The organism is Flavobacterium qiangtangense (genome assembly GCF_042658345.1).
In the GTDB taxonomy this organism is placed as follows: Bacteria; Bacteroidota; Bacteroidia; order Flavobacteriales; family Flavobacteriaceae; genus Flavobacterium; species Flavobacterium qiangtangense.
Genome location: NZ_JBHSQB010000003.1, coordinates 266,901 through 290,656 on the forward strand (window position 1 = coordinate 266,901; position 23,756 = coordinate 290,656).

General features: G+C 35.8%; 22 protein-coding genes. 10 read left to right on the forward strand and 12 right to left on the reverse strand.

Features of this window, described 5'->3' with window-relative positions:
- Nucleotides 1–17: 17 nt before the first annotated feature.
- The 8 genes from ACFPVY_RS01280 to ACFPVY_RS01315 form a co-directional block, all read right to left on the reverse strand.
- A complete protein-coding gene (locus tag ACFPVY_RS01280; protein WP_379789872.1) occupies nt 18–2,537 on the reverse strand; it encodes a PIG-L family deacetylase in 2,520 nt (839 codons plus the stop codon).
- 105 nt (nt 2,538–2,642) lie between these two features.
- A complete protein-coding gene (locus tag ACFPVY_RS01285; RefSeq protein WP_379789874.1) occupies nt 2,643–3,101 on the reverse strand; it encodes a hypothetical protein in 459 nt (152 codons plus the stop codon).
- A gap of 76 nt (nt 3,102–3,177) precedes the next feature.
- A complete protein-coding gene (locus tag ACFPVY_RS01290) occupies nt 3,178–4,935 on the reverse strand; it encodes a BamA/TamA family outer membrane protein (RefSeq protein ID WP_379789875.1) in 1,758 nt (585 codons plus the stop codon).
- A 160-nt stretch (nt 4,936–5,095) separates the two neighbouring features.
- A complete protein-coding gene (locus ACFPVY_RS01295; RefSeq protein ID WP_379789876.1) occupies nt 5,096–5,626 on the reverse strand; it encodes a mechanosensitive ion channel domain-containing protein in 531 nt (176 codons plus the stop codon).
- 3 nt (nt 5,627–5,629) lie between these two features.
- Nucleotides 5,630–6,220 (reverse strand): Maf-like protein, encoded by a 591-nt coding sequence (locus tag ACFPVY_RS01300; protein ID WP_379789877.1) that lies wholly within the window; start codon nt 6,218–6,220, stop codon nt 5,630–5,632.
- Nucleotides 6,210–7,136, reverse strand: coding sequence for a geranylgeranylglycerol-phosphate geranylgeranyltransferase (locus ACFPVY_RS01305; RefSeq protein ID WP_379789878.1), 927 nt, complete (start codon nt 7,134–7,136; stop codon nt 6,210–6,212). Before ACFPVY_RS01305 ends, ACFPVY_RS01300 begins: the two co-directional genes overlap by 11 nt.
- 54 nt (nt 7,137–7,190) lie before the next feature.
- Nucleotides 7,191–7,718, reverse strand: a complete 528-nt coding sequence (locus ACFPVY_RS01310; RefSeq protein ID WP_379789879.1) for a KdsC family phosphatase — start codon at nt 7,716–7,718, stop codon at nt 7,191–7,193.
- Nucleotides 7,702–8,466, reverse strand: coding sequence for a Rossmann-like and DUF2520 domain-containing protein (locus ACFPVY_RS01315; protein ID WP_379789880.1), 765 nt, complete (start codon nt 8,464–8,466; stop codon nt 7,702–7,704). Before ACFPVY_RS01315 ends, ACFPVY_RS01310 begins: the two co-directional genes overlap by 17 nt.
- A 120-nt stretch (nt 8,467–8,586) precedes the next feature.
- Here ACFPVY_RS01315 and ACFPVY_RS01320 point away from each other — a divergent pair, with 120 nt between their 5' ends.
- The 5 genes from ACFPVY_RS01320 (at nt 8,587) to ACFPVY_RS01340 (ending at nt 15,158) form a co-directional block, all read left to right on the forward strand.
- Nucleotides 8,587–8,901 (forward strand): four-helix bundle copper-binding protein, encoded by a 315-nt coding sequence (locus ACFPVY_RS01320; RefSeq protein WP_379789881.1) that lies wholly within the window; start codon nt 8,587–8,589, stop codon nt 8,899–8,901.
- A gap of 445 nt (nt 8,902–9,346) precedes the next feature.
- On the forward strand, nt 9,347–12,571 hold the full coding sequence (locus tag ACFPVY_RS01325; protein WP_379789882.1) for a cytochrome c biogenesis protein CcsA: 3,225 nt from the start codon (nt 9,347–9,349) through the stop codon (nt 12,569–12,571).
- A gap of 110 nt (nt 12,572–12,681) precedes the next feature.
- A complete protein-coding gene (locus tag ACFPVY_RS01330; protein ID WP_379789883.1) occupies nt 12,682–13,272 on the forward strand; it encodes a glutathione peroxidase in 591 nt (196 codons plus the stop codon).
- A 225-nt stretch (nt 13,273–13,497) separates the two neighbouring features.
- Entirely contained in the window at nt 13,498–14,745 is a 1,248-nt protein-coding gene (locus tag ACFPVY_RS01335) for a hypothetical protein (RefSeq protein ID WP_379789884.1), read from the forward strand.
- Nucleotides 14,742–15,158, forward strand: a complete 417-nt coding sequence (locus ACFPVY_RS01340; protein WP_379789885.1) for a hypothetical protein — start codon at nt 14,742–14,744, stop codon at nt 15,156–15,158. Before ACFPVY_RS01335 ends, ACFPVY_RS01340 begins: the two co-directional genes overlap by 4 nt.
- On the opposite strand, the gene ACFPVY_RS01345 is transcribed toward ACFPVY_RS01340, so the two are convergent.
- Together ACFPVY_RS01345 and ACFPVY_RS01350 are read right to left on the reverse strand one after the other, a co-directional pair.
- Complete coding sequence (locus ACFPVY_RS01345; protein WP_379789886.1) at nt 15,148–15,645, reverse strand: GNAT family N-acetyltransferase; 498 nt, start codon at nt 15,643–15,645, stop codon at nt 15,148–15,150. The genes ACFPVY_RS01340 and ACFPVY_RS01345 overlap by 11 nt on opposite strands.
- Nucleotides 15,646–15,647: 2 nt before the next feature.
- Nucleotides 15,648–16,835 carry a thioredoxin family protein gene (locus ACFPVY_RS01350; RefSeq protein ID WP_379789887.1) on the reverse strand — a complete coding sequence of 396 codons (1,188 nt, stop codon included), beginning with the start codon at nt 16,833–16,835 and terminating at the stop codon, nt 15,648–15,650.
- Between the two features lie 125 nt (nt 16,836–16,960).
- Here ACFPVY_RS01350 and menD point away from each other — a divergent pair, with 125 nt between their 5' ends.
- The 4 genes from menD (at nt 16,961) to ygiD (ending at nt 21,151) form a co-directional block, all read left to right on the forward strand.
- On the forward strand, nt 16,961–18,616 hold the full coding sequence (gene menD, locus ACFPVY_RS01355; RefSeq protein WP_379789888.1) for a 2-succinyl-5-enolpyruvyl-6-hydroxy-3-cyclohexene-1-carboxylic-acid synthase: 1,656 nt from the start codon (nt 16,961–16,963) through the stop codon (nt 18,614–18,616).
- A gap of 99 nt (nt 18,617–18,715) precedes the next feature.
- On the forward strand, nt 18,716–19,549 hold the full coding sequence (locus tag ACFPVY_RS01360) for a CvfB family protein (RefSeq protein WP_379789889.1): 834 nt from the start codon (nt 18,716–18,718) through the stop codon (nt 19,547–19,549).
- A 66-nt stretch (nt 19,550–19,615) separates the two neighbouring features.
- Nucleotides 19,616–20,188 (forward strand): hypothetical protein, encoded by a 573-nt coding sequence (locus ACFPVY_RS01365; RefSeq protein WP_379789890.1) that lies wholly within the window; start codon nt 19,616–19,618, stop codon nt 20,186–20,188.
- A gap of 129 nt (nt 20,189–20,317) precedes the next feature.
- Nucleotides 20,318–21,151 (forward strand): 4,5-DOPA-extradiol-dioxygenase, encoded by an 834-nt coding sequence (gene ygiD / locus ACFPVY_RS01370; protein ID WP_379790260.1) that lies wholly within the window; start codon nt 20,318–20,320, stop codon nt 21,149–21,151.
- On the opposite strand, the gene ACFPVY_RS01375 is transcribed toward ygiD, so the two are convergent.
- Both ACFPVY_RS01375 and ACFPVY_RS01380 read right to left on the reverse strand, forming a co-directional pair.
- Nucleotides 21,148–21,582, reverse strand: a complete 435-nt coding sequence (locus ACFPVY_RS01375; protein WP_379789892.1) for a PH domain-containing protein — start codon at nt 21,580–21,582, stop codon at nt 21,148–21,150. The genes ygiD and ACFPVY_RS01375 overlap by 4 nt on opposite strands.
- Before the next feature lie 117 nt (nt 21,583–21,699).
- Nucleotides 21,700–22,809 (reverse strand): C1 family peptidase, encoded by a 1,110-nt coding sequence (locus ACFPVY_RS01380; protein ID WP_379789893.1) that lies wholly within the window; start codon nt 22,807–22,809, stop codon nt 21,700–21,702.
- A 67-nt stretch (nt 22,810–22,876) separates the two neighbouring features.
- Between ACFPVY_RS01380 and ACFPVY_RS01385 the strand changes: the two genes are divergently transcribed.
- Nucleotides 22,877–23,716, forward strand: coding sequence for a 1,4-dihydroxy-2-naphthoyl-CoA synthase (locus ACFPVY_RS01385; protein WP_379789894.1), 840 nt, complete (start codon nt 22,877–22,879; stop codon nt 23,714–23,716).
- Nucleotides 23,717–23,756: the final 40 nt, after the last annotated feature.

The window sequence follows — 23,756 nt, forward strand, 5'->3', positions numbered from 1 at the left end:
TTATCGTCTTTCATTGTTTATTGTTTTTCCTTTTTTCCGATGGAAATCAGGTTAGTAAAAAGTTTAAACGCTCCGGGAACGCCCGCTGGCAATTCTCTGAAAAAACTTAATCCAGTGTAAATATAATATCCTTTTCCGTAATTTGCCACTAAAAGGCTACCTTGTTTTTCAGATTCGCCCAAATCTTTCATTCCTAAAATTGGCGTGAATTCCTTCGTCCATTTGTCAGGAAAATATAAACCGCGCTCTTGAACCCAACCTTGAAAATCGGCTTCTGTAATTTTATTAGGATGATTTAAAACCGAATGTGTTGCGTCTAAAAACGAAACTTTAGCATTTTCATCGGTAACTCTGTCGTCAGAAAACCGCAATTCATAAGGTGAAACATCAGGGAAATTAAAACCACGACGACCAACGGTATTATACTGAACAATCAAATTTCCACCATTTTTTACGTATTCCAATAAATATCGTTGCTTAAATTGAAGTTCTGGAATTACGTTGTAAGCTCTGATTCCCATTACGATGGCATCATATTCTTTCAAAGAAGTTTCTGTGATTTCAGCTGGTTTTATAATTCGAACATCATAACCAATTTGCTTCAAGCTTTTCGGAATTTCATCTCCAGCACCTTCAATGTAACCGATAATTTCTCCAGCCTTTTTGATATTTAATCGAACCACAGAAGCTTCCGATGGCATTAAAACTGATTGCTTTGGAATATGATCGTATTGAATTGTAGTTAATTTTGAATTGTATTTTTTTCCTTCGGAAATAATGATCGGTGAAATGATTCCTTTGCTTTCAAAAGAAGGTGGCGTAACCGTAAACGAGACGATTTTTTCATCGTTTTTCATAGCGATTTCAAAGTCGATTTCTGACGGAGAAACGGTCCAATCTTTTGGAACATTCAAGCTGATTTTTCCCAAAAGTGTTGATTTTCCAGCTTTAATTTTTACCGAAATCTGTTTTGGATTCGCATCCGAGAAAATGGTAACGTCGTCCAAAACCGTTGCCGTTGCTTCCGGAAGCACTTCAAAAGGCTGATAAATTTCGCCTTTTTCGGGGTCGGAATATTTGTAAACAATATCTTTTTTGATTGTAAATGGGTGACCGCAAATTTTCAAATTCCATTGTAACTTTAATTTTTCGCTGTCGGGTTTGCCAATCATTTCGCGGTCTTTCACAGAATACATTCCCAAAGTTCCTTTTTCATTTAACCAATAAGGCGAAGTGTAAGGCGTGTTTTTCGCTACTTTTAAAATTTTATCAATTCGAAGTGGATTATTTTTTTCTAGTTTTCTTCCACCAATAGAATTGTTTTCAGAATTGTTTAAAAAGTCAACTGAAAGTAATTCAACATCTTGATTGCTACGGTTTAAAGCTTCCAATTTTAAAGTAAATTCTCCATCAGGATTTGTGCTTTGCTCTGAAGAAATTCCTTCTAAAAATAATCCGGCAGAAGCCAAAATTATAGATTCTAATTCTTGCTTTTTAATGGAAGCCCAATGCTTGTCTTCTAAATTGTTGATCAAATTATAAGCTTCAACCAACTTTGGAAGATGTATCGACGGATCTTTAAAGTTAAAATTGGCTTCAATTTCGTTCAAGATTTTTCCAATCGCTTCACCTTCTTTTACACGAGTCCAAGTCGTGTTTATTCCATCAAAAAGATTGGTTTTATCCTTTGGAAAATCTCCTTTTAAAAATTCAAGATATTCCATTTCATCGCCACGAGTTCCTGAAGTTCCAAAACCTTGACATTTGTGTTGGCTTCTGGAAAGTGCTGCAATTTCGCCGTTGCTTTTTCCTTTTAGACCAAAATAAACTCCAGCATTTATCGAAATCATTTTGCTTTTGTCGGCTTTTTCAAATTTATCCTCGGTTCCATAAAACCACCACGATGTGTTGAAAAAGATGCGTTTTGGTTGCCAAGTTTCATACGAAGAAAGCTGATCTGGATAACTTTTTTTATTGTTTGCCAGATCGAAAGCTTCCAAGCTCAACATTGCTGAAGCCGTGTGATGACCGTGCGTGCTTCCTGGAGTTCTGTGGTCAAAACGATTGATAATTACATCTGGTTTGAATTTTCTGATGGCTAAAACGACGTCGCTTAACACCTGATTTTTGTCCCAAATTGAAAATGTTTCGTTCGGCTCTTTCGAAAACCCGAAGTCATTGGCACGAGAAAATATTTGCTCTCCGCCATCGATTCTTCTTGCTGCCAAAAGTTCCTGCGTTCTTAAAACGCCTAACATTTCGCGAAGTTCAGCTCCAATTAAATTTTGCCCGCCATCGCCTCTGGTTAAAGAAAGATAAGCAGTTCTGGCTTTCATTTCGTTTGAAAAATAAGAAATCAATTTGGTATTTTCATCATCAGGATGCGCGGCAACATACAAGACAGAACCCAAGAAATTTAGTTTTTGGATTTGTTCATAAATCTCGCCAGAATTTGGTTTTTGTGGCTGTTGCGCATTCAGAATTTGGAACGAAAATAGAAGAAAGAGTAAGGTTTGAAAAGCAGTTTTCTGCATCATTTTTATATTATAGAACATAGCTTCAAATATAATAATTAATTATTCTGAAAGTCTTGTGGGGAATTACTTTAACAAAAAAAGAGAGCCAATTTGGCTCTCTAAAATTTAGTGACGATCGTGACCGCGTCCTTTATGATGTTTTTTTGCTTGATGCTTGTAATGTTTTTTATCATAATGGTGATGATGTGTTTCTCTCACAACAACGGTTTGCGGGCGATAACCATGATAGTATTTTACTCGGTGCGTTTTAAAATGAGTGTAAGGTCGATTTCCTCTATAATCGGTCAAAACTACTTTTGGCCCCGCATATAAATTGTAGCTTCTGTAACGGTGAGGCAATGTCCTTGCGGAAATCCAAGTTCCATTATTTGCATAAATGAAATTGGCTTGTCTGACGTCATAATAAGCTTCGACATCAGGAAGATAATAGTAATTTGCTTCGGTATATCCAACAGGTCCCCAATCTGGACGACCGCCGATATTTACATTTACAGAAACTTGTGCTGCTAGCGAACTTGCCATTAAAAGTGCAAATCCTGCTATAAAAAATTTGATAGTTTTCATGGTTGTGGTAATTTATTATTGTTAGTTAGGCCAAGCCAAGAACTATGCCACGAAAACGATTTTTAAGAAATTTTAACTACTGGTAAGGAACGATTTCTGGTTTTCCAAATTCAAAATTTGGGAGTTTGTAATCTGTTGTTCTAAATGAATTTGTTTGAAAAGAATTGTTGCCATCCCTTGGAACTGTTGGAAAAAATGAAAATGAAAGCTGAAAATTATTGAATACCAAGAAGTCATTTGTAATCATAATTCCAAGGCTCACTTGTGAATATGCTTTTCCTTTAAAAAGATTATTATTTTCGTCGCTCAAAGCTCCAATTGCATAACTCATAAACGGATTTAACCTGAAACCTCCAAAAACCCAAGGAGAATAGGACTGAGTTTGAAAGGTAATCAATGCTCGTTTTGTTCCTCGAAGTTTAAAGCTATTGAAGCCAGAAATTCCATATTGTTCATTTAATGAAAGTCGATCTGCCACAGTTTCGAAGCGATTTGTCCCTATAACTAAAGATGGTTTTATGAATTGACGAAGCCTCCATTCTCCCAAATCAATTAAATTTGTAAAATAGTTTATTTCAAAAGACATTGTGCTTTGTTGCGTGATGGGACCGCGCAGAAAGGTTCCGTATTCAACATTTGTGCTGAAATAACCCCAATCAAAATATTGTCCAAAAGCGAATTTTCCGCCAACATAAAGTCGGTTTACGTGATATTTATTTTGATAACCAACGGTCAAAGCATACACTTTTCCAATGGCAACGTCTTCAGTAATTCCATAATTAAAAAGGAATTTATCTTGAATAAATTTTCTGGAAGAAACTCCAAAACCTGCTAAAAAGAAGCGTTCATCAGAAAAATAATGCAGGCTGTCATATTCAGTTGTAGGCATTTCGGTGTAATTTCTTCGTAGAAATCTAACAGAAGTAATGAAATTTGTCGTTCTATCTTCCTCAGAATCACCATCAAAAATTTTCAAAGATTTTCCTACCCAAACATCTTGCGTTCCAACTTTAAAATTCTGGATTCCGTATCTTCCAGATGTGTCGGGCAACGAATCGACTTTAAAATCTTGGGCGATGTAAATTCCAGCGCCCCATTTTGCGAACGGTGAGAAAAAAGGCCTGTCAACAGTTATGCTTTTGTTGTAATTACCCAACTCATCAATTCCGTAAGCAAGCGAAGTTTTAATGTATGTGTTTAAAACGTTTGGTACCGTATATCGAGAACTCACAGCACTTCTTCCGTTGTCAAAACGTTGACGATAAGTGTTGTCCCATTCGTGACCAGTTCCTAAAAAGTTTCTTTCTGTAAGTTCAAAAGTCGTTTTTGAAGTTGATCCAGAAGCATTCGGAATCAAACTCCAAGAATCTAAAACGCGAATATAAACGTCGACAGAATCTGAACTTGTTTCTGACAGTTTTGTAGTAATATCAACGGCTCTAATGTAACGCTGGCTTCTTATCAAACGCTCAGATTCTTTCACCAAAAGTGAATCAAGAGGTCTGTTTCTTCGAATTAAAAGAAGATTTTTTATAGTTAATCGACTTGATTTTATGTGAACTCTGTTCCCAAAACGTTCAAAACCATTTCTGGGTTTTCTGGTAGAATCCTTTTCAGATTGACCAAATGGATCAAGTGTCGTGATATTTATATTCCTAATAATTTTTCCTTCAAATTGGTCATAGGATTTCAAAACAACCTTATCTTTTTTCTTGTTATCAGGTTTTTTTGAATCGACCGGCTTGAAAATTAATTTGTGCAGAAATTTGGTGATCCCTCGTTTTTTTGAATAACGTTCGATATTTCTATAACCTCTGAGTGAATCTCTTTTCACAGGTTTTTCCTGCGCTGACACCATTTGGCAAGCACAAAGTAGCAACAATAAAAAAAGGCATTTTAATTTTTGGGACATTAGCAATTTTGGTGAAGGGAAAAACTTCTAAAAGTGAAATTACAAAATAGTTTTCACTGAAATTTGCCAACGCATTGTTAAATTAATCGGTGAATTCTTGCTCTTGTCGCGTAACATTTACAATAGAAACGCCTTTTTGTAACAACAGATTGTTTGGATAAGTCACCAATTCGCCTTCTTTTGTTCTTAAATAAGTATGGAAAGCCTTGATATCATCAATTTCCGCCTCAAACGGAAAATCTTTATCGTGAATTCTAATCGTGTCACCAATCTTAAAAGGAAACGAGAAAAACAAAATAATTCCAGCAGTAATATTGCTCAAAATCGACCATTGCGCAAAAAAAGCAACGCCAATAATCGTGATTACAGAAGTAAAAGCGATGTAAATCTGATCGGTTTTTACGCCCCAAATTATGAAAATTCCCGCCAAAGTAAGCAACATAATAACGATATTGATGTACTTGCTGACCAAAACCGCCCTGTGTTCGTTAATTTCGGCGTGTTTTGCGTAACGTTTTATCAATGTGGAAACTGCAAAACGAATTACAGAAACTGAAACTAAAAGAATTATTGTGGTTAGAATCTCAGGAGTATAGTCTTTAATTATGGACATTTTTTAGCTGTTTTTCCCAAAGTTACTAAAATATTCGTAAACTTTTTGAACCGGAAGCCCAACTACATTTGAATAAGAACCTTCAATTTTACTGATTCCAATGATGCCAATCCATTCCTGAATTCCATAAGCTCCGGCTTTATCATAAGGTTTGAAATTTTCTAAATAATACGCGATAGCTTCATCTGAAAGTTCAGAGAAAGTTACTTTAGTTACGTCGTTTAAAATTTCAGTTTTAGCGTTGGTTTTGATACAAACTGAGGTAAAAACTTCGTGCGTAGAATTTGACAACGTTTTTAAAATTTGAAAAGCATCATCATAATCTTTGGGTTTCCCCAAAGCCTTTTCATTGTACCAGACAATCGTGTCGCTGGTTACCAAAATGTCGTTTTCTTTCAGGGTATCTTCAAAGGCATTAGCTTTTAAAACAGCCAAAAAATCCGTTATTTCAGACGCTTTTAGATGTTCAGGGTAAATTTCTCCCACATCTTTCAACCGAACTTCAAAATCAAGGTGCATATCTTTGAAAAACTGCTGTCTTCGTGGCGAACCAGAAGCGAGGATGATATTGTAATTTTTGAGATTATTTAGCATATAAAATGTTCCAGTTAATGACAGCGATTGAAAGAATTCCGAAGAAAATAACGATTTTCAAAACGTTGCTTAAATGGTGAAAATGTTTCTGGCTTTTTGCCGAAAATATTTTTACCGTAAAATATAAAAGCGGTGCCAAAATCAGAAGTAATCCATAAGCCGACGCGTAATACAAATCATTTGAAAACAGATTTTCGTTGATATAATAGATGATAAAACCAATCGGAATAAAGCTTAATCCAAAGACAATTTTCACGGTTCTTGCGACGCCCAAAGCAATTGGCAATGTGTTCATTCCGTGATTGTAATCGCCGTTTACATCTTCTAAATCTTTCACGATTTCTCTAATGAAATTAATGACAAAAGCAAACACAGCATAATCAATTAGAATCTTGAAAATAATACCCATTCCCACTTGGTTTTCAGGAAGAATTACCGGCAAAAGATCAAAAATTGGAATAATTAAAATACTCAAAGACAACAAAATGGCTACTATAAAATTGCCAATTAAAAGACTTTGTTTCAATCCGTTGGCATAAACATAAAGTGTGGCCGCAATGATTATAAAAACGGCGGCAAAGTTTGGTTTTCCAACACTATTTGCGATATAAAATCCTAAACCGACGCCAACAATATTTAATGCGATATAAATATTATAGCCCATATTTTCAGAAATTCCGTTTCCAATAACCACGTTTTCTGGCTTGTTTATTTCGTCGGTTCCTTTGTCCAAGATGTTGTTTATCAAATAACCTCCGGCGGCAATACAAACCGTAGAAAATACCAACAACGCATATTGCCAATGGTTCATCGCCTGCGGAATTCCTTGAAAATCAATGAATCCATATTTGAATACGAACTGCATCAAAGCAAGCATTAATAAATTTTGATAACGAATGAGTTTTAAAAAAGACATTATAGTTATGAATTATGAGTTATTAGTTTCCGAAATCTAAAATATGGAATATATCTAATCGTGTTGCCCGTTAAAGTATTCCATCCATTTTCCTTGCACTTTCATCACTTGTTCAATGACATCGCGAACAGCGCCACGTCCGCCATTTTTGTGCGAAATATATTTTGAAATTCCCTTGATTTCCGGACTCGCATCTTGCGGACAAGTTGGTAATCCAACCAACTTCATAACGTGATAATCAGGAATATCGTCTCCCATGTATAAAACTTGTTCGGGTTTTATATCGTATTTTTCAGTATATTCTTTAAAATTTTGCACTTTATCAGGGCAAGCCAAATGGATGTCTTTAATTCCAAGATTTTTCAAGCGAATTCGCACACCCTCATTGCTTCCGCCAGAAATAATGCAAACGTGATAACCACTTTCAACGGCGGCTTTCATAGCAAAACCATCACGAATGTTCATTATGCGTAGCATTTCGCCAGTTGGTGTAATGTGAACAGAACTATCGGTCAAAACGCCGTCCACATCAAAGATAAATGTGGTGATGTCGTTCATGATTTCTTTATAACTTTTTGACATGAGAATGTTGGATGGATTGTGTTAGTATTTCGTAAATTTCTTTTTGTGTTTGATTCGTTAGCAAAGTTAAATGGCGGTCAATCGTGTTTTGATCGTGCCTTTTTGCGGGACCAGTTTGCGCTTCAAGAGGCGAGAGGTTTTGTATTTTGTCAGCAGTTTCCGCAATTAAAGGCTTTAAAATCTCAAACGGAAGCTGGTGCTCATCACAAATATCTTTCCCAATTTGATACAAATGATTCGTGAAATTATTTACAAAAACGGCAGCAACGTGAAGCGATTTTCGTTGAGCGGAACTGATTAAATAATGTCTGCTTTTTATGGCTTCGGCTAAATTTTCTAAAATTGTGTAATCATCGTCAAATTCACTTTCAAGACACGTTGGGATAATTGAAAAATCAACTTCTTTGTTTTTTGTAAACGTTTGCAACGGATAAAAAACGCCTCGTTTATTCTTTGAATCTAGATCTTCTAGAGGGACGCTTCCGGAAGTATGCACCACAAAACGATTTTTAAAAGGCAATTTTGAAGAAACTTCAGCAATGGCGCTGTCAGAAACTGCGATTACATAAATGTCTGATTCTGAAAGTGAACGATAATCATTTGTGATTTTTTCAGCATCGATAAGATGCGCTACATTTTCTTTCTCTCTCGAAAAAACTTGCGAAAGCTCAATTTCACTGCTTTTCAAGAAAGCGGTGATAAGATGCTGTGCTACGTTTCCAGAGCCAATAACTGTTACTTTAATCATGGCGCTAATTTAGTTATAAGTTATGAAATATGATATTTTTAAATTTCAGGTTTAACAAACCGTTAAAAGCATTTTGGTTTTATAATTCTTAAATTTATAGAAACCAGAAATTTATATGTTATGAAAAATTTTAAAATAGCAGTTGAAGCCTGTTTGGCCTGCATGGATTCGTGTGAAATGTGTGCCACGCATTGTATTGAGATGAATGACAAAAATCATTTGAGATGTATTTCGCTGTGTAGAGATTGTGTCGATATCTGTAATTTGTGCGCCAAATTTGGAGCCAGAAATTCTTCGTTTGCCGGAAGTATTATGAAACTTTGTGCTGAAATTTGCAAGGCTTGTGCTGAAGAATGTGAAAAATTTGCGCATCATTCACATTGCAAAGAATGTGCGGAAGCTTGCCGAAAATGTGTTGCGGCGTGTAGTTTTTAACAATGTACTTTGAATTTTGGTTGAAGCCAATTTATTGACGAATAGTAATAATCGGCCAAAGCCCATTTAATGATTACGGATTTTAATTGACTTTAGCCAAATTATATTAGGGATTCCTCGTTCCTTGAAATGACAATACTGGCGACAACGATTATCGACAATATTCGTCCAGAAGTTAACAAGGAAGCGGAAATGTTTCTCAAATAGCCCCGATTGGTGGCAGTAGCCTTTTCTTCCTTCCGACACTTCGGGACGGAGAAAAGCTACTGCAGAAAGCGGGAATTGCATCTCCTGATTAATCACTGACCTTTCGCTTCTGATGAAAACAGATGATTTTTAGAAAAGATTAACAAGGAATTACGAAAACGCGATGGTAGCATTTATGATTGTTTACAACATTTTTGTTTACTTTTGCCGTACTTTTTAAACTACGTAATTCATACCTATGGATAAGATTCTTACTTCCATTTCCTCCATTCTGTTCTCCACTCGTTTAATGGCTCTTCTTTTTCTTGTTTTTGCCGTGGCGATGGGAATCGGAACCTTTGTCGAAGATGCTTACAATACTGATGTTGCCCGACTTTGGATTTACAATACTTGGTGGTTTGAGGCGATTATGCTTCTTTTTTTGATTAACTTTCTTGGAAATATAAAGCGTTACCAGCTTCACAAAAAAGAAAAATGGACGACTTTATTGCTTCACTTGGCTTTTATTTTTATTTTAATTGGTGCTTTTTGGACGCGTTACATCAGTTTTGAAGGAATGATGTCTATCGCAGAAGGGCAATCTGAAAACCAGATTTTCTCTGATAAAACGTTCTTAAACGTGTTTGTTGACGGCGAATATAAAGGTGAAATGAAACGCAAAGCGGAGGAAAAAGAATTGTTGCTTTCTCCAAAGGTGAACAACGATTTTTCTATCGACGGAAAGTTTGCTGAAACGCCGTATGAGATTGTTTATAAGGACTTTGTGATGAATGCAAAGGAAACTATTAAGGAAGATGCAAAGGGAGATACTTACATAAAATTAGTGGAATCTGGCGATGGAACGCGTCACGAGCATTTTTTGAAAGAGGGTGAAGTCCAGAATATTCACAACTTGCTTTTTGCCTTTAATAAACCGACTGAAGGTGCGGTAAATATTTCAAAAGTAGGCGATAAATATAATTTTCAGGCTCCGTTTGGCGGAACCTTTATGCGAATGGCAGATAAATTGCAAGGCGCTGTTGCAAAAGACACGGTGCAAGATTTGATGTTTCGTTCGTTATATAATGTAGGCGGTGCGCAATTTGTGTTTCCAGATCCTGCGATTAAAGGAAAAGTGGCGTATGAATCGAACAATGATTACAAAGATAAAAAGAGCGATGATGCTTTAATTGTCACGATTAAATCTGGTGGAAAATCGCAAGATGTTACTTTAATTGGTTCAAAAGGAAGAATGGGCGAGCCTCAATCTTTTAAATTGGGCGACCTTGAATTCACCTTATTTTTTGGAAGCAAAATTTATACTTTGCCTTTTAAAATCAAGCTAAATGATTTCATTGCTGATAAATATCCGGGAACTTTAAAGAGTTTTTCTGCTTTTAAAAGCAAGATTACTGTGGAAGACGAAAAGCCTTTTGACTATGAAATTTTTATGAATAACGTGTTGGATTATGGCGGTTACCGTTTTTTCCAGGCATCTTATGAATATACTGATAATAACTTGAGAGAGACGTATGAGCCAAACGTTACAGTACTTTCTGTGAATCACGATTTTATTGGAACTTGGATAACGTACATCGGTTATTTTCTTTTATACGCTGGTTTGATGGCGATTATGTTTGATAAAAACTCAAGATTTGGCGAAGTGAAGAAAAAATTAGATAAAATTAAAGCGAAGAAAGCTAAATTAATAACAGTTTTATTGTTGTTTTTAAGCGTTGGAACTTTCGCACAACACGATCACGATCATTCGGCGCCAGGTCATCAGCACACGACTTCTGCTAAGAAAGCGGTACCAATTAAAATGCCGACCGAAGCTGAAATTGATACTTTTTTGACCAAGATAAAAGTGAAGCCAGAGCACGCGGCGAAATTTGGTCGTCTGGTGATTCAAGATGATGGCGGAAGAATGAAGCCGATCAACACTTTTTCTTCTGAATTACTTCGAAAAGTAAGCAAAAGTGATACTTACCGAGGATTAAATTCTGACCAGGTTTTCTTGTCAATGTCGCAATATCCAGAGTTTTGGGTAAATATTCCTTTCATTTACGTGAAGAAAGACAATGACAGTTTGCACAAGGTTTTGGGTGTAGAAAGTCATGCGAAATATGTTTCGTTCATCAACTTTTTTGACGAACAAGGAAATTACAAATTGTCTCCTTATTTAGACGAGGCACAAAAAGCGGCGGTTCCGAACCAATTCCAAAAAGATTTTATTGAAGTGGATAAAAAAGTAGTGCTTTTGAGTGCGGCTTTGAGCAGGAGAATCTTGAAAATTTTCCCAGTTCCGTTTGATAAGGGAAACAAATGGATTTCTCCTTTGGAATTGAATGAGTCTGGAATTACAGGCGTAGATTCAACATATACAAGAAATGTGCTTCCGGCTTACATCGGATTTTTAGATGAAGCAAGAACAACTGGAGGTTACAAACAAGCGGACGAAGTTTTAAGTGGGATTGAACTTTTCCAGAAAAAATATGGAAAAAATGTGCGTCCGAGTGACGATAAAATAAATTCTGAAATTATGTATAATAAGTACGATATCTTCAAGAAATTGTACTATTTATATATGATGGCCGGAGTTTTTATGTTGCTTTTTACCATCGTAAAGATTTTTAAAAACAATAAAATTATTAATTATACGGTAAAATTCTTCCACATCTTAATTGGATTTTTCTTTGTCTTGCACACCGCAGGATTGATTATGCGTTGGTATATTTCTGGTCACGCACCGTGGAGTGACGCTTATGAATCGATGATTTATGTGGGTTGGGCCACGATGTTCTTCGGACTGGCTTTTGGTAGAAAATCGCAATTGACAGTAGCTTCCACAGCTTTTGTTGCATCGATGATCTTGATGATCGCACATTGGAACTGGATGGATCCTGCGATCGCCAACTTGCAACCGGTTTTAAATTCATATTGGTTGATGATTCACGTTGCGGTTATCGTGGGAAGTTACGGACCTTTTACATTAGGAATGATTTTAGGTTTGGTTTCTTTATTATTGATGATTTTCGCCAATAAAAAGAACAGCAAAAAATTAGAATTGAGCATTAAAGAAATTACGTATATCACAGAATTATCATTGACTGTTGGTTTGGTGATGTTGACGATCGGAAACTTTTTGGGTGGCCAATGGGCCAATGAAAGCTGGGGACGTTACTGGGGTTGGGACCCAAAAGAAACTTGGGCTTTGATCAGTATTATGGTTTACGCATTTGTAATTCACGCCAGACTGGTTCCGGGATTAAGAGGAACTTGGATTTTCAACGTCTTCAGTGTTTACGCGTTTTATTCGATTATGATGACTTATTTTGGAGTAAATTTTTACTTAACAGGTTTGCATTCTTACGCAAGCGGAGAAAAAGTGGTGACGCCAGATTTCGTTTTCATTTCTCTTGGAATCGTAACTGTAATCGTAGTGTTGGCTTATGTTAAACAGAAAAAATATTTGAGAAGCTAATTATTTAAAAATAAATTGAAACCCATAATTTAAAAGTTATGGGTTTTTTATTTAACAAAGTTTAAACGGTTTTTGTTTCGCTAATATCTAATTTTATAAAAAATAAAAAGATGAAAAAACTAATTCTCGCATTTGCAGTTATAAGCTGTTTCGCGTGTCAACAAAATCAAGCTCAAAGTAAGCTGACAAAAGCATCAACACAAAAAAATAATAAAATGGCCAAGGAAAATATCTACCAGTTTAAGGTAAAAGATTTAGCAGGAGATGATTTTGATTTTGCAACCTTAAAAGGTAAAAAAGTCTTGATTGTAAACACTGCGTCTAAATGTGGATTAACGCCACAATACAAAGACTTGCAAGCAATTTATGATCAATATAAAGACAAAGGTCTTGTAGTCGTAGGGTTTCCTGCAAACAATTTCGCGTCGCAAGAACCAGGAACTAATGAAGAAATCGGAGCGTTCTGCCAACAAAATTATGGTGTGACTTTTCCAATGATGGAAAAAATTTCTGTAAAAGGTGACGATATGAATGAAGTTTATAAGTTCCTAACGCAAAAATCTAAAAACGGATTGCAAGATTCTGAAGTAGAGTGGAACTTCCAAAAATATTTAATCAATGAAAAAGGAGAACTTGAAAAAGTAATTGCTCCCAGAACATTGGTAACAGATCCAGAAGTTACGAACTGGGTTAAAGCATAATTATAAAAGGAACTTTCGGGTTCCTTTTTTTTTATATTTTTTTGTTAGCTAGTTATTTTCTAAAGATTAAAGTGGAATTTTAAAATCTAATTTTTCTGATTTTCAGCATATTGCTAAATGTTATTTTTTAATTAAAATTATATTTCCTGTGATTTACAATCGATTATTTTAATAAATTTAGATATAAAATTTCATTAGAAGACTGATTTTCAATAGCTATAAAACATGGGAGGAGAAAATGTTACTTTTGGGAGATACGATCGAAAATCAAGCGAAAAGCATTTTGTGAGAGGTTGGTGGACAGATCTCGAAGACAAAAAAATCACAAAAGCTTTAGCCGGAGACACGGTCAAATTTCATGTTGAGACAAAAGATATTGAAGACGGAAGGCCTGTTTTTATGACACTTTACGATGACGACAGACGAATTAATCAACAGGAAGACAGTGCGAATGACAAAATTGATTTGACAAATTCTTCAACTGGAAGTAGGATTTTATTCCAAAATGTTTCTGCGAATAAAATCGTAAGAACTATAAATTTAAGCAACTTAGAAACGTTTTTTGGAGAAGAACAAGACAAAAAATTAGAACTCTTTTTTGCATGCAGTTACCGATCTGAAAATGCCGATTTGCCAAAGCAAATTTCTGATTATTTAGAAGTTTCGCAACCAGAACCTTTGATTCTTTACGTCTGTGGTTATTGGAATAAATCGATGCCTTATGCAGGTTCAGAATGGGGCGAGCAATATTGGGGATCAAGTTTAAAAGCTGGGGCACGAAAATATTTTTTTAATACAACAAAGGAATTATTTATAAACGGCGCCGGTACAAAATTTAGTAGCGCGACAGATCGATTTCAATCCGGAAAAAAAATTGCAGAAGAACGCTTTATAAATCATAGTTCAAAATTTTATAAAGAAGTATTTCAGACAAAACGCAAGGTAATGGTGATTTCACACAGCATGGGTGGCGCTTTCGCGGAAGGTTTGATCGATGTGCTAAAGCAAAAAAATGTCAATATTGAAAAAGTAGTTCATCTTTCCCCGGCAGATGTTTCTGGATTTAGAGCTGGTTTACCTGACAAAACGTTTCAAATTGATATCGATTGGGATCCAGTTTTGATGTATAAAAATTTTAACGATGCTCCCAATATCGGCGGAATTCAATCATCGGCTCTGGCAAAAAATCCAAAAGATGATGAATTTGGACACATGTATACCAAAGAGGAAGATTTTGTCTGGAAATGGTTTGAAGATCTTGAAGCAATGCAATTTCAATTATTAAATCAAGAATCAAAAATATATACAACTCCCGGATCTGGCATGGGTTATGGCGGAACTTCCCGAACGGTTTTGCAAATAAATTATAGCGCTACAAATTTAAAACACAACAGCACGTTTTTGAAAGTCAGAAAAAATTCGCAAATTTACTTTTACGATAAAAAAACAGGAAACTATTTTACTGAAAGATGAGCAAAAAAAATATAATAATCGTTTTAATAATAACCTTGGCAATCGTCGCAATTTATCGATTCGGATTTTTGGGAGTGTTTTGGATGACAACTCCGGGAGACGGAGAATTGAGCAAAGCCGAAGTAGAATTATTTAAATCGGTAGAAAAAGAAAGCAACGCCAAAAGTGTTTACAGAGAACCAAAATATAATATTTCTGCTCCAAAAGATACGCTGGCTTATCGAATCATAGTTTTTAAACCAATTTGTACAAAAAATTCCGACAGCTTAAAAATTGAAGCACAGAAAATCGCATCTCAGGCAAATTCGTCATTAACTCTGCATAAGAATTTTGTTCGTTTGGAAGTTTTTTATGATTGTTCAGACGAACCTTCAAAAGTATTTTCATTCTACCGAAGTAGCCTTAAAGAATAAGTTGCACAAATTGCAAATCAAGCCATTTGTCAAATTTATAGCCGGATTCTTTCAAGATTCCGGCTTTTTTGAATCCAAATTTCTCGTGGAATTCAATGCTTCCGGTGTTTTCTGCATCGATGCAACCCACCATCACGTGGAGTTTTTGGGCTTTGGCCAAATTAATTAATTCCAATAAAAGTGCTTTTCCAATTCCTTTTCCGGCAAAACCTTCCTTGACATAAACCGAATGTTCAGCGGTAAATTTAAACCCAATTTTCATCCGAAAAGTGCCGTAAGTACCAAAACCAATGACTTTATCATTTTCATCAGTCGCCACAATCACCGGAAAATTTTGTTCCTGCTTTTCCTGAAACCAAGAAATTTGCTCGTTTAAAGTCCGCACATCATAATCATAAATGGCGGTTGTGTTTAAAATCGCATCATTCACGATTTCCAGAATTACTTCTAAATCTTCAATTCTAGCCGAACGAATTATTGTTTTCATCTTTATTTGATTCCAAGTTGTTTGTACAAAGCGTTTGTTTCTTCGGGATTTACGCCTAATTCATCGCCTAATTTTCGCGCTTTTTTCGCATAAGAAATCGCTTGATTTTTATCAGATGTTTTTCCGTAAAGTTTTGACATTAAGATAAATCCGTCGTAAGATTCATTTAGTTCCAGCGACCTACTCATCCAAGTTATCGCTTCCTTTAATTTGCTTTTATCAGCAATGTTTTTCTCATAATTCATTGCAATTTCTTTCAAAAGACTTGGGTTTTCCCAAGCAAATTTCGTCACAGATTCACCCGCAAATTCGCTGTAGTTTTTCCAATTTTCAGAAGCTTCGGTTAAAGTTAAATCATAGTTGAAAATTAGCGAATCGGTCACGCGAATTCCCACGGTTTTTGAAATTCCCCTTTGTTTATAGTAATTTGTTGTGTCTAAACTTTCCATCAAAGGTTTTAACGATTCGGTGACGATGTTGGCTAATTTTCGGGTGACGCGTTTCTCACCAACAATTGCTTCAAAATCTTTTTTGTGGTTCAAAACATATTGAAATTCCTTTGATTGAATATCAGTTACTCCGTTTGAAATGATCATCCAATTTTTCTCTGAAGCCAACTGTTTTTCCGTTTGGGTGGCTAAATATTTGTGCGCAGGAACAGACAATGTTTTTCGGTCAGTTCCCTTACGAAGCGTTGAAATATAAGCCAAACATTTATCTGCGTTTGAAATATCTTCATTAAATTGTTTCTCCAAATAAGGCAATTGCAACTTTGGATTCAGAGCATTTTTTGCTTCAAATAAAAATTGTTCTGCAGAATATTCTCCGCTTAATCGATACAAAACAGTTCCGTTTTCATCTAAAAAAGCAAAAGTAGGCAATGATTTTACGCCTAATTTTTCCTTCACCATTTTTCCGTCAGCTTCGTCCACATCTTGTTGCGCGTTTACGAAATTGGCATTGAAAAAAGCAATTACGTTTTTATCGCTCAAAACTTCCTTTTTCATTTTGTTGCAATGCGGACACCACGTTGCGTATGCCATGTAAAATATAGGTTTCTTCTCTTTTTTTGCTTTCAGAATAATTTTATCAAAAGAACTTTCGTCAAATGAAATTGAATTTTGTGCCGAAGTATTTTGCAAAATGAAAATACAGGTGAATAGAAAAAAATAAGTTTTGATGAGTTGCATATAAATTTGGTGAAGAGATATCTACAAATATATTGTCTTTTTCCTATAATTTAAGAGTAAAATAGCAGTTTTATGAGAAGAATAACACGTCAACTTCGTACCTTTGATACTTTGAAACACTACAAATGATTTACCCAAAAATACCTTTGGCACAAAGCATTCTTGAAATTTGCAAAGCCAAAGGACTTACCGAAATTGTTATTTCTCCAGGTTCCAGAAATGCACCATTAACCATTGGTTTTGCTAGTAATTCCGCTTTTAAATGTTATAGTATTGCTGACGAAAGAAGTGCCGCTTTTTTCGCATTGGGAATGGCGCAACAAACTGGTAAACCGGTTGCAATTGTTTGCACTTCAGGTTCTGCGTTGTTAAATTATTATCCGGCGATTGCCGAAGCGTTTTACAGCCAAATTCCATTGGTAATTATTTCTGCCGATAGACCTTCAGAAAAAATAGATATTGGAGACGGACAAACAATTCGTCAACAAAATGTGTATGCCAATCACATTTTATACAGTGCCAATCTTGAAGCAGAGGCTTCGCAAGAAAATGACCTAAAAATTTCTGACGCAATTACATTGGCAGAAGTTAAAAAAGGTCCCGTTCACATCAATGCGCCTTTTGAAGAGCCCTTATATGAAACGGTCTCTTCAATTTCTGTGAATCCGTTGATTTCAGAAATGACGTTTGAAATTGCCAATTTTGATGAAGATTTGACCGAATTTGCTTCAAAATGGAACAATTCTACGAAAAAATTGATTTTGGTTGGCGTAAATCCACCAAATAAAATTGAAGAAGAATTTATCAATCAATTAGCAAATGATTCATCTGTTGTGGTGATGACCGAAACCACTTCAAATTTGCACCATCCTAATTTTGTAAATAATATCGACACGATAATCACACCTTTTACCAACGAAGATTATAAAGATTTTCAACCTGATATTTTGCTGACTTTTGGCGGAATGGTGGTTTCCAAAAGAATAAAAGCCTTCTTGCGAAAATACCGACCAAAGGCGCATTGGCACATCGATACGTTGCGTGCTTACGATACCTTCAACGCTTTGACCAAACATTTTGAAGTAAATCCGAATGAATTTTTTGAGAAATTTTTGCCAAAAACAAAGGAAACGGAATCCGATTACAATCAAAAAATGCAGGAATTAAAAGCTTTTAGAAAAGAAAAGCACGATTTATACTTATCAAAAATTCCGTTTTCAGATTTTACCGTTTTTGAGAAAGTGATGCCAAGTTTGCCAAAGAAAAGCCAATTGCAAATCAGCAACAGTTCGGCGATTCGTTATGCGCAGTTGGTGGACATCGACCCAACGATTTCTGTTTTTTGCAATCGCGGAACGAGTGGCATTGACGGAAGTACTTCAACCGCAGTTGGTGCGTGTTTGGCGAGCAAGCAAGACACTATTTTGATTACCGGCGACATCAGTTTTTTATATGACAGCAACGGACTTTGGAACAATTATATCCCGAATAATTTCAAAATAATTCTGCTGAATAATGGAGGTGGAGGCATTTTCAGAATTCTTCCGGGACATCAAGAAACGCCAGTTTTTAATACGTTTTTTGAAACTTCGCATTGTTTGACCGGAGAACATTTGGCAAAAATGTACCAATTTGATTATTTTCAAGCCAGTGACGAAGCCAGTTTAGTAGAAAACTTAGAAACTTTTTATGCCAGCAAAAATCGTTCGATTTTAGAGGTTTTTACCCCGACTTTAAAAAATGATAAAATTTTATTGGACTATTTCAAGGGATTAGTTTAAGTCCAGATTAATATATTGGTACTTCTTTTAAAGTAGAATGAATTTCCGCTTAACATTTGTACCTTTGCAACTTGCAAGAATAGTGCAAATTATAAAGAAATGATTGAAATAGGAAAATATAATACGTTAACAATCGACCGCGACACTCAAGTTGGGCTTTTTTTGACAGATGGAAAAGAGGATGTTTTATTGCCAAATAAATATGTTCCAAAGGTTTTTGAAATAGGAGAGGAGATTTCGGTTTTTGTATATCTTGACCACGAGCAAAGACCAGTGGCAACAACGCTTGAACCGTATATTTTGTTGAATGAATTTGCACTTTTGCGTGTGAGTTATGTCAACCAAGTGGGCGCTTTTATGGACTGGGGAATGGAAAAAGACATTCTGGTTCCGTTTAAAGAACAGGCGCGCCCGATGGAGCAAGGAAAACGTTATTTGGTGTACCTTTTTATGGATGAAAAAACCAAGCGATTGGTGGCTTCAAGCAAGACAAATCAATTTTTGAGCAACGAAGAAATTACCGTGGAAGTTGGTGAAGAAGTGGATTTAATCGTTTCTCATATTACCGATTTAGGAATCAATGTTATCATCAACGAGCAACACAAAGGCTTGCTGTACAAAGACGAAGTGTATGATGAAACAATACGAACTGGCGACAGAAAACGTGGTTTTATTAAAAATATTCGCCCTGATGGAAAGATTGATGTGGCTTTGCAAAAGCAAGGTTTTGAGGCAGTTGAACCCAATGCAGAGAAAATTTTAGACGAACTTCGTGCGAATAGAGGTTTTCTTCGTTTGAACGACAACAGCCATCCCGAAGACATCAAAACGGTGTTGAAAATGAGCAAGAAAACATTTAAAAAGGCGGTTGGTGTTTTGTACAAACAAAAATTGATTGAGATAAAAGAGGACGGAATTTATTTAGTTAAATAATTAATTTGGTGTGTTTAGCGTAAGTTTTTAATTACTTTTGCCCACCAATTTAATTTTCCCTTTACAATGAAAAAAATTACGCTTTTATTTTTTGTTATTTGTTTCCAAATTAGTTCTGCTCAAGAATATTCCGTTGAAAAATCCGCTTTTAATGCGCAAATTGGTACGTTTGGAGTTTGGATTAACAACGAATCCCGACTTGGAAATCAATTTACTTTGAAATCTGAAATTGGCCTCGATTTTTTTGGACGTGCTAGTGACGACGGCATACATTTCGATGCGTTGGCTCCGGGAATTACTATTGAACCAAGATGGTATTATAATTTGGAGAAAAGAGGAAATAAAGGCAAAAATATTCAAAACAACGGCGGAAATTTTTTAGGGTTGACATTACGATATAATCCTGATTGGTTTGTCATTTCTGATATCGATTTGTATGTTCCGAACCAAATTACAATTGTACCGAAGTGGGGAATCAAACGAAACTTTGGAAAAAGTAGCTTCAATTATGAAGCTTCGGCTGGTTTAGGTTATAATTTTTTACTGGACAAAAATTACTATGATAATGAAGGCGATGTTATTTTAGACCTAAATTTTAGAATAGGATACACTTTTAAATCTTCCAGAATAAAACAATAATGGAAACGCTTCCAAATCGGAAGCGTTTTTTTATGTTCGCAATCCAAATTATTTTTATAAATTTGTATATACAAATATTAAGTTTTGGAACGCAAAGATTTCATAAAAAAGATAACAGGAGGAATAGCTATGGCATCATTACAGCCCTTTTATAATTGGACCAAAGAATTAAGCGAAGAGGATATAAAACATCCGGTTTTGTTCGTTGGACACGGTTCGCCAATGAACGGAATTGAAGATAACGAATTTTCGCAAACTTGGGCGAAAATGGGGGAGACAATCCAAAAACCAAAAGCAGTTTTGGTCATTTCAGCGCATTGGTTGACAAAAGGAACACACATCACGGCAATGGAAAATCCAAAAACAATTCACGATTTTGGAGGTTTCCCGCAAGAATTATTCGACGTTCAATATCCAGCAAAAGGAAATCCAGAACTAGCACAAGCCACTAAAAATCTGATTCACACGACCAACGTCGGTTTAGACCATGACTGGGGTTTGGACCACGGAACTTGGACTGTCGTTCGCCACATGTATCCAAACGCGGACATTCCGGTGTTGCAGTTGAGCATTGATTATAACAAACCGCCTCAATATCATTATGATTTGGCCAAACAATTGGCCTCGCTTCGCAAGAAAGGCGTTCTGATTATCGGGAGTGGAAATATGGTGCACAATTTAAGAATGATTGCTTGGAACAAAATCAACGAGCCAAATTATGGTTTTGATTGGGCAATTGAAATGGATGCTATTTTTAAAGAAAAAATCTCCGACAAAGACCACAAATCATTAATCAATTATGAAACGTTAAACAAAGCTTCAAAATTAGCGATTCCCACGCCAGACCATTATTTTCCGCTGTTGTACACTTTAGGTTTGCAAGATGAAAAAGACGAAACTTCGTTTTTTAATGATAAAATGGTTGGAGGTTCGCTGAACATGACGTCGGTAAAAATCGGTTAATTTTTCACTTCGATATGGGAATTTATTTCCAATAAAGCGTTTATAAACTCTTGCTTTTTCTTTGGAGAAATGTAAATATCATCAAATTTATTGTATTTGATAATCAGTCCTCTTGTACCCAAAGCGGGTTTCAATGTATTGCCGACAAGCCAGTTTTTCTGGTGCTCAATTGTATGGATTCTAAAAATGTCAATCTTTCCTTTTATTGGTCCTGACTTGTATTTTAAATAAGAGCCTTCGATTTTATAATTGGTTGCTAATAAAATCCAAAGCAATAATACGGCACTGACTACACATATAATAATGGGAATAAAAACAGCAATTTTGTCAAGATTATTTGGAGTTAAAAAAGGCGTTGCCAAAAGAAAAATTACGGCCAGCCACAAAAGAGAAACCGTTGGAATATGTTTATCAGAGTAAAATTTTTTCATAATTAAATTTAGGAAATAAATTAGGAACAAAAAAAATTCGGGACTTAAAAAATCCCGAATTTATATCAACCGAAGATTCACTGATTTGTTCTGAAATCTATCAATCTGCGGTAACTTTTAAAGTCCTAATTGCTTTTTAGTTTTCTTTACCAAAGCATCTCTGTGAACCAAAACTGAAATCGCTTTCAATCTCAAGTAAGGAACGCTCATATAAACAAAACCGTCGTTTCCAACGTTTTTTGTTCCCCAAGAATTTTTTACTTTGTAGTAAATGCTTCCGGCTTGGTCACGCACTTTTCCAACAATGTGCATCAAATGGTCGTCTGTCGTATTGAAATTTTCAAATTCTTGCTGACGGTATTCTGGCGTAATTTTTTTCTCAGGTTTGATTTCTGTCAAAATTGCTTTTTCATCAGCTTCATTTTCTGGAATCACGGCAATTCCGTTTCTTCCTGAAAAAGTTTTTTCGCTTACGTCAGCATCTAAAGCCACCGTAAATCCTTTGTCTAAAGCATTGTCGATGTTCGCCACAAATTCATCCAACGGCATATTGTAGAAGCTTCCGTTAGAAAAATTATCTGGAATATCTAAAATGAATTTTGAATAATAAGGCTCGTTTGTAAACGAAGTAATCGTCACATAATCATCCAAATTCAATTTTGTCATTTCTAAGAATGTCTTCGGAGTATATTTTTTAGTTTCATAAGTAAATTCAGTCACATCTTGACCCATATATTTATCAAGAATAACAGTCACTTCATCTTTCCATTTTGGCTCTAATTTTTTTTCTGGATTTGAGTACCATTTTACCACTTTTTCAATTTCGGCCACCATTTTTGTGTGGTCAAGTTTGTCAGCATTTCCAACTAAACCAGAATAAGCAACGTCAGGCACAAGTCCAAATTCTCTCGCGCTATTGATAACATCGTGGTTCAAACCGCCTTCTCCAAATTGTGCGTGACCTTGGCGCATTATAAAATTCCAAGCTTTTTTTGGATACGTATGACGCACGTTGTACATTTCAGAAAGGTCGATTTTTTTGCCCGTGATTCTGATGATTTCTGCCTCTAAAAAAGAAGTGGAAGAAAAGCTCCAGCATGTTCCGGTTGAACCTTGAGAAATTACGGGCGTACACGCGATGTCTTTAATTGATTGGAATTCATACTTTTGGGCGTAGCCCGAAAATGCCAAGCTCAAAAATGCGATGCTTAAAAAAGTCTGCTTCATTATTATTTAGTTTTGTTTATTCGTAGTTGTAAAAAATGAATTATTTTTACGCTAAAATAATAATAAAATGAGTGCAATAAACTGGGAAACTGTTAAAGATTTCGAAGATATAACTTATAAAAAATCAAATGGCGTGGCGAGAATCGCTTTTAACCGCCCGGATGTAAGAAATGCGTTTCGTCCAAAAACCACCGCAGAATTATACCAAGCGTTTTATGACGCGCAAGAAGACACGTCAATTGGCGTAGTTTTGTTGTCTGCAGAAGGCCCGTCGTCAAAAGATGGCGTACATTCTTTTTGTAGTGGCGGAGACCAAAAAGCGCGCGGAAATCAAGGATATGTTGGCGATGATGGAATGCACCGTTTGAATATTTTGGAAGTCCAAAGATTGATTCGTTTTATGCCAAAAGTGGTCATTGCGGTTGTTCCAGGTTGGGCAGTTGGCGGAGGTCATAGTCTTCACGTGGTTTGCGATTTGACTTTGGCAAGCAAGGAACACGCGATTTTCAAACAAACCGACGCTGACGTAACAAGTTTCGACGGAGGTTATGGTTCTGCATATTTGGCCAAAATGGTCGGACAGAAAAAAGCCAGAGAAATTTTCTTTTTAGGAAGAAATTATTCTGCACAGGATGCTTTTGATATGGGAATGGTGAATGCCGTAATTCCCCATGACGAGTTGGAAGATACAGCTTATCAATGGGCACAAGAAATTCTTGAAAAGTCGCCAATGTCAATCAAAATGCTGAAATTTGCCATGAACTTAACAGACGACGGAATGGTTGGACAGCAAGTTTTTGCAGGCGAAGCGACCCGTTTGGCATACATGACCGAAGAAGCAAAAGAAGGAAGAAATGCCTTTTTAGAAAAGAGAAAACCGAACTTTGAGAAGAAATATTTGCCATAATTAGTCGAAGGTCAAAAGTCGAAAGGCTTCACTTTGAGCA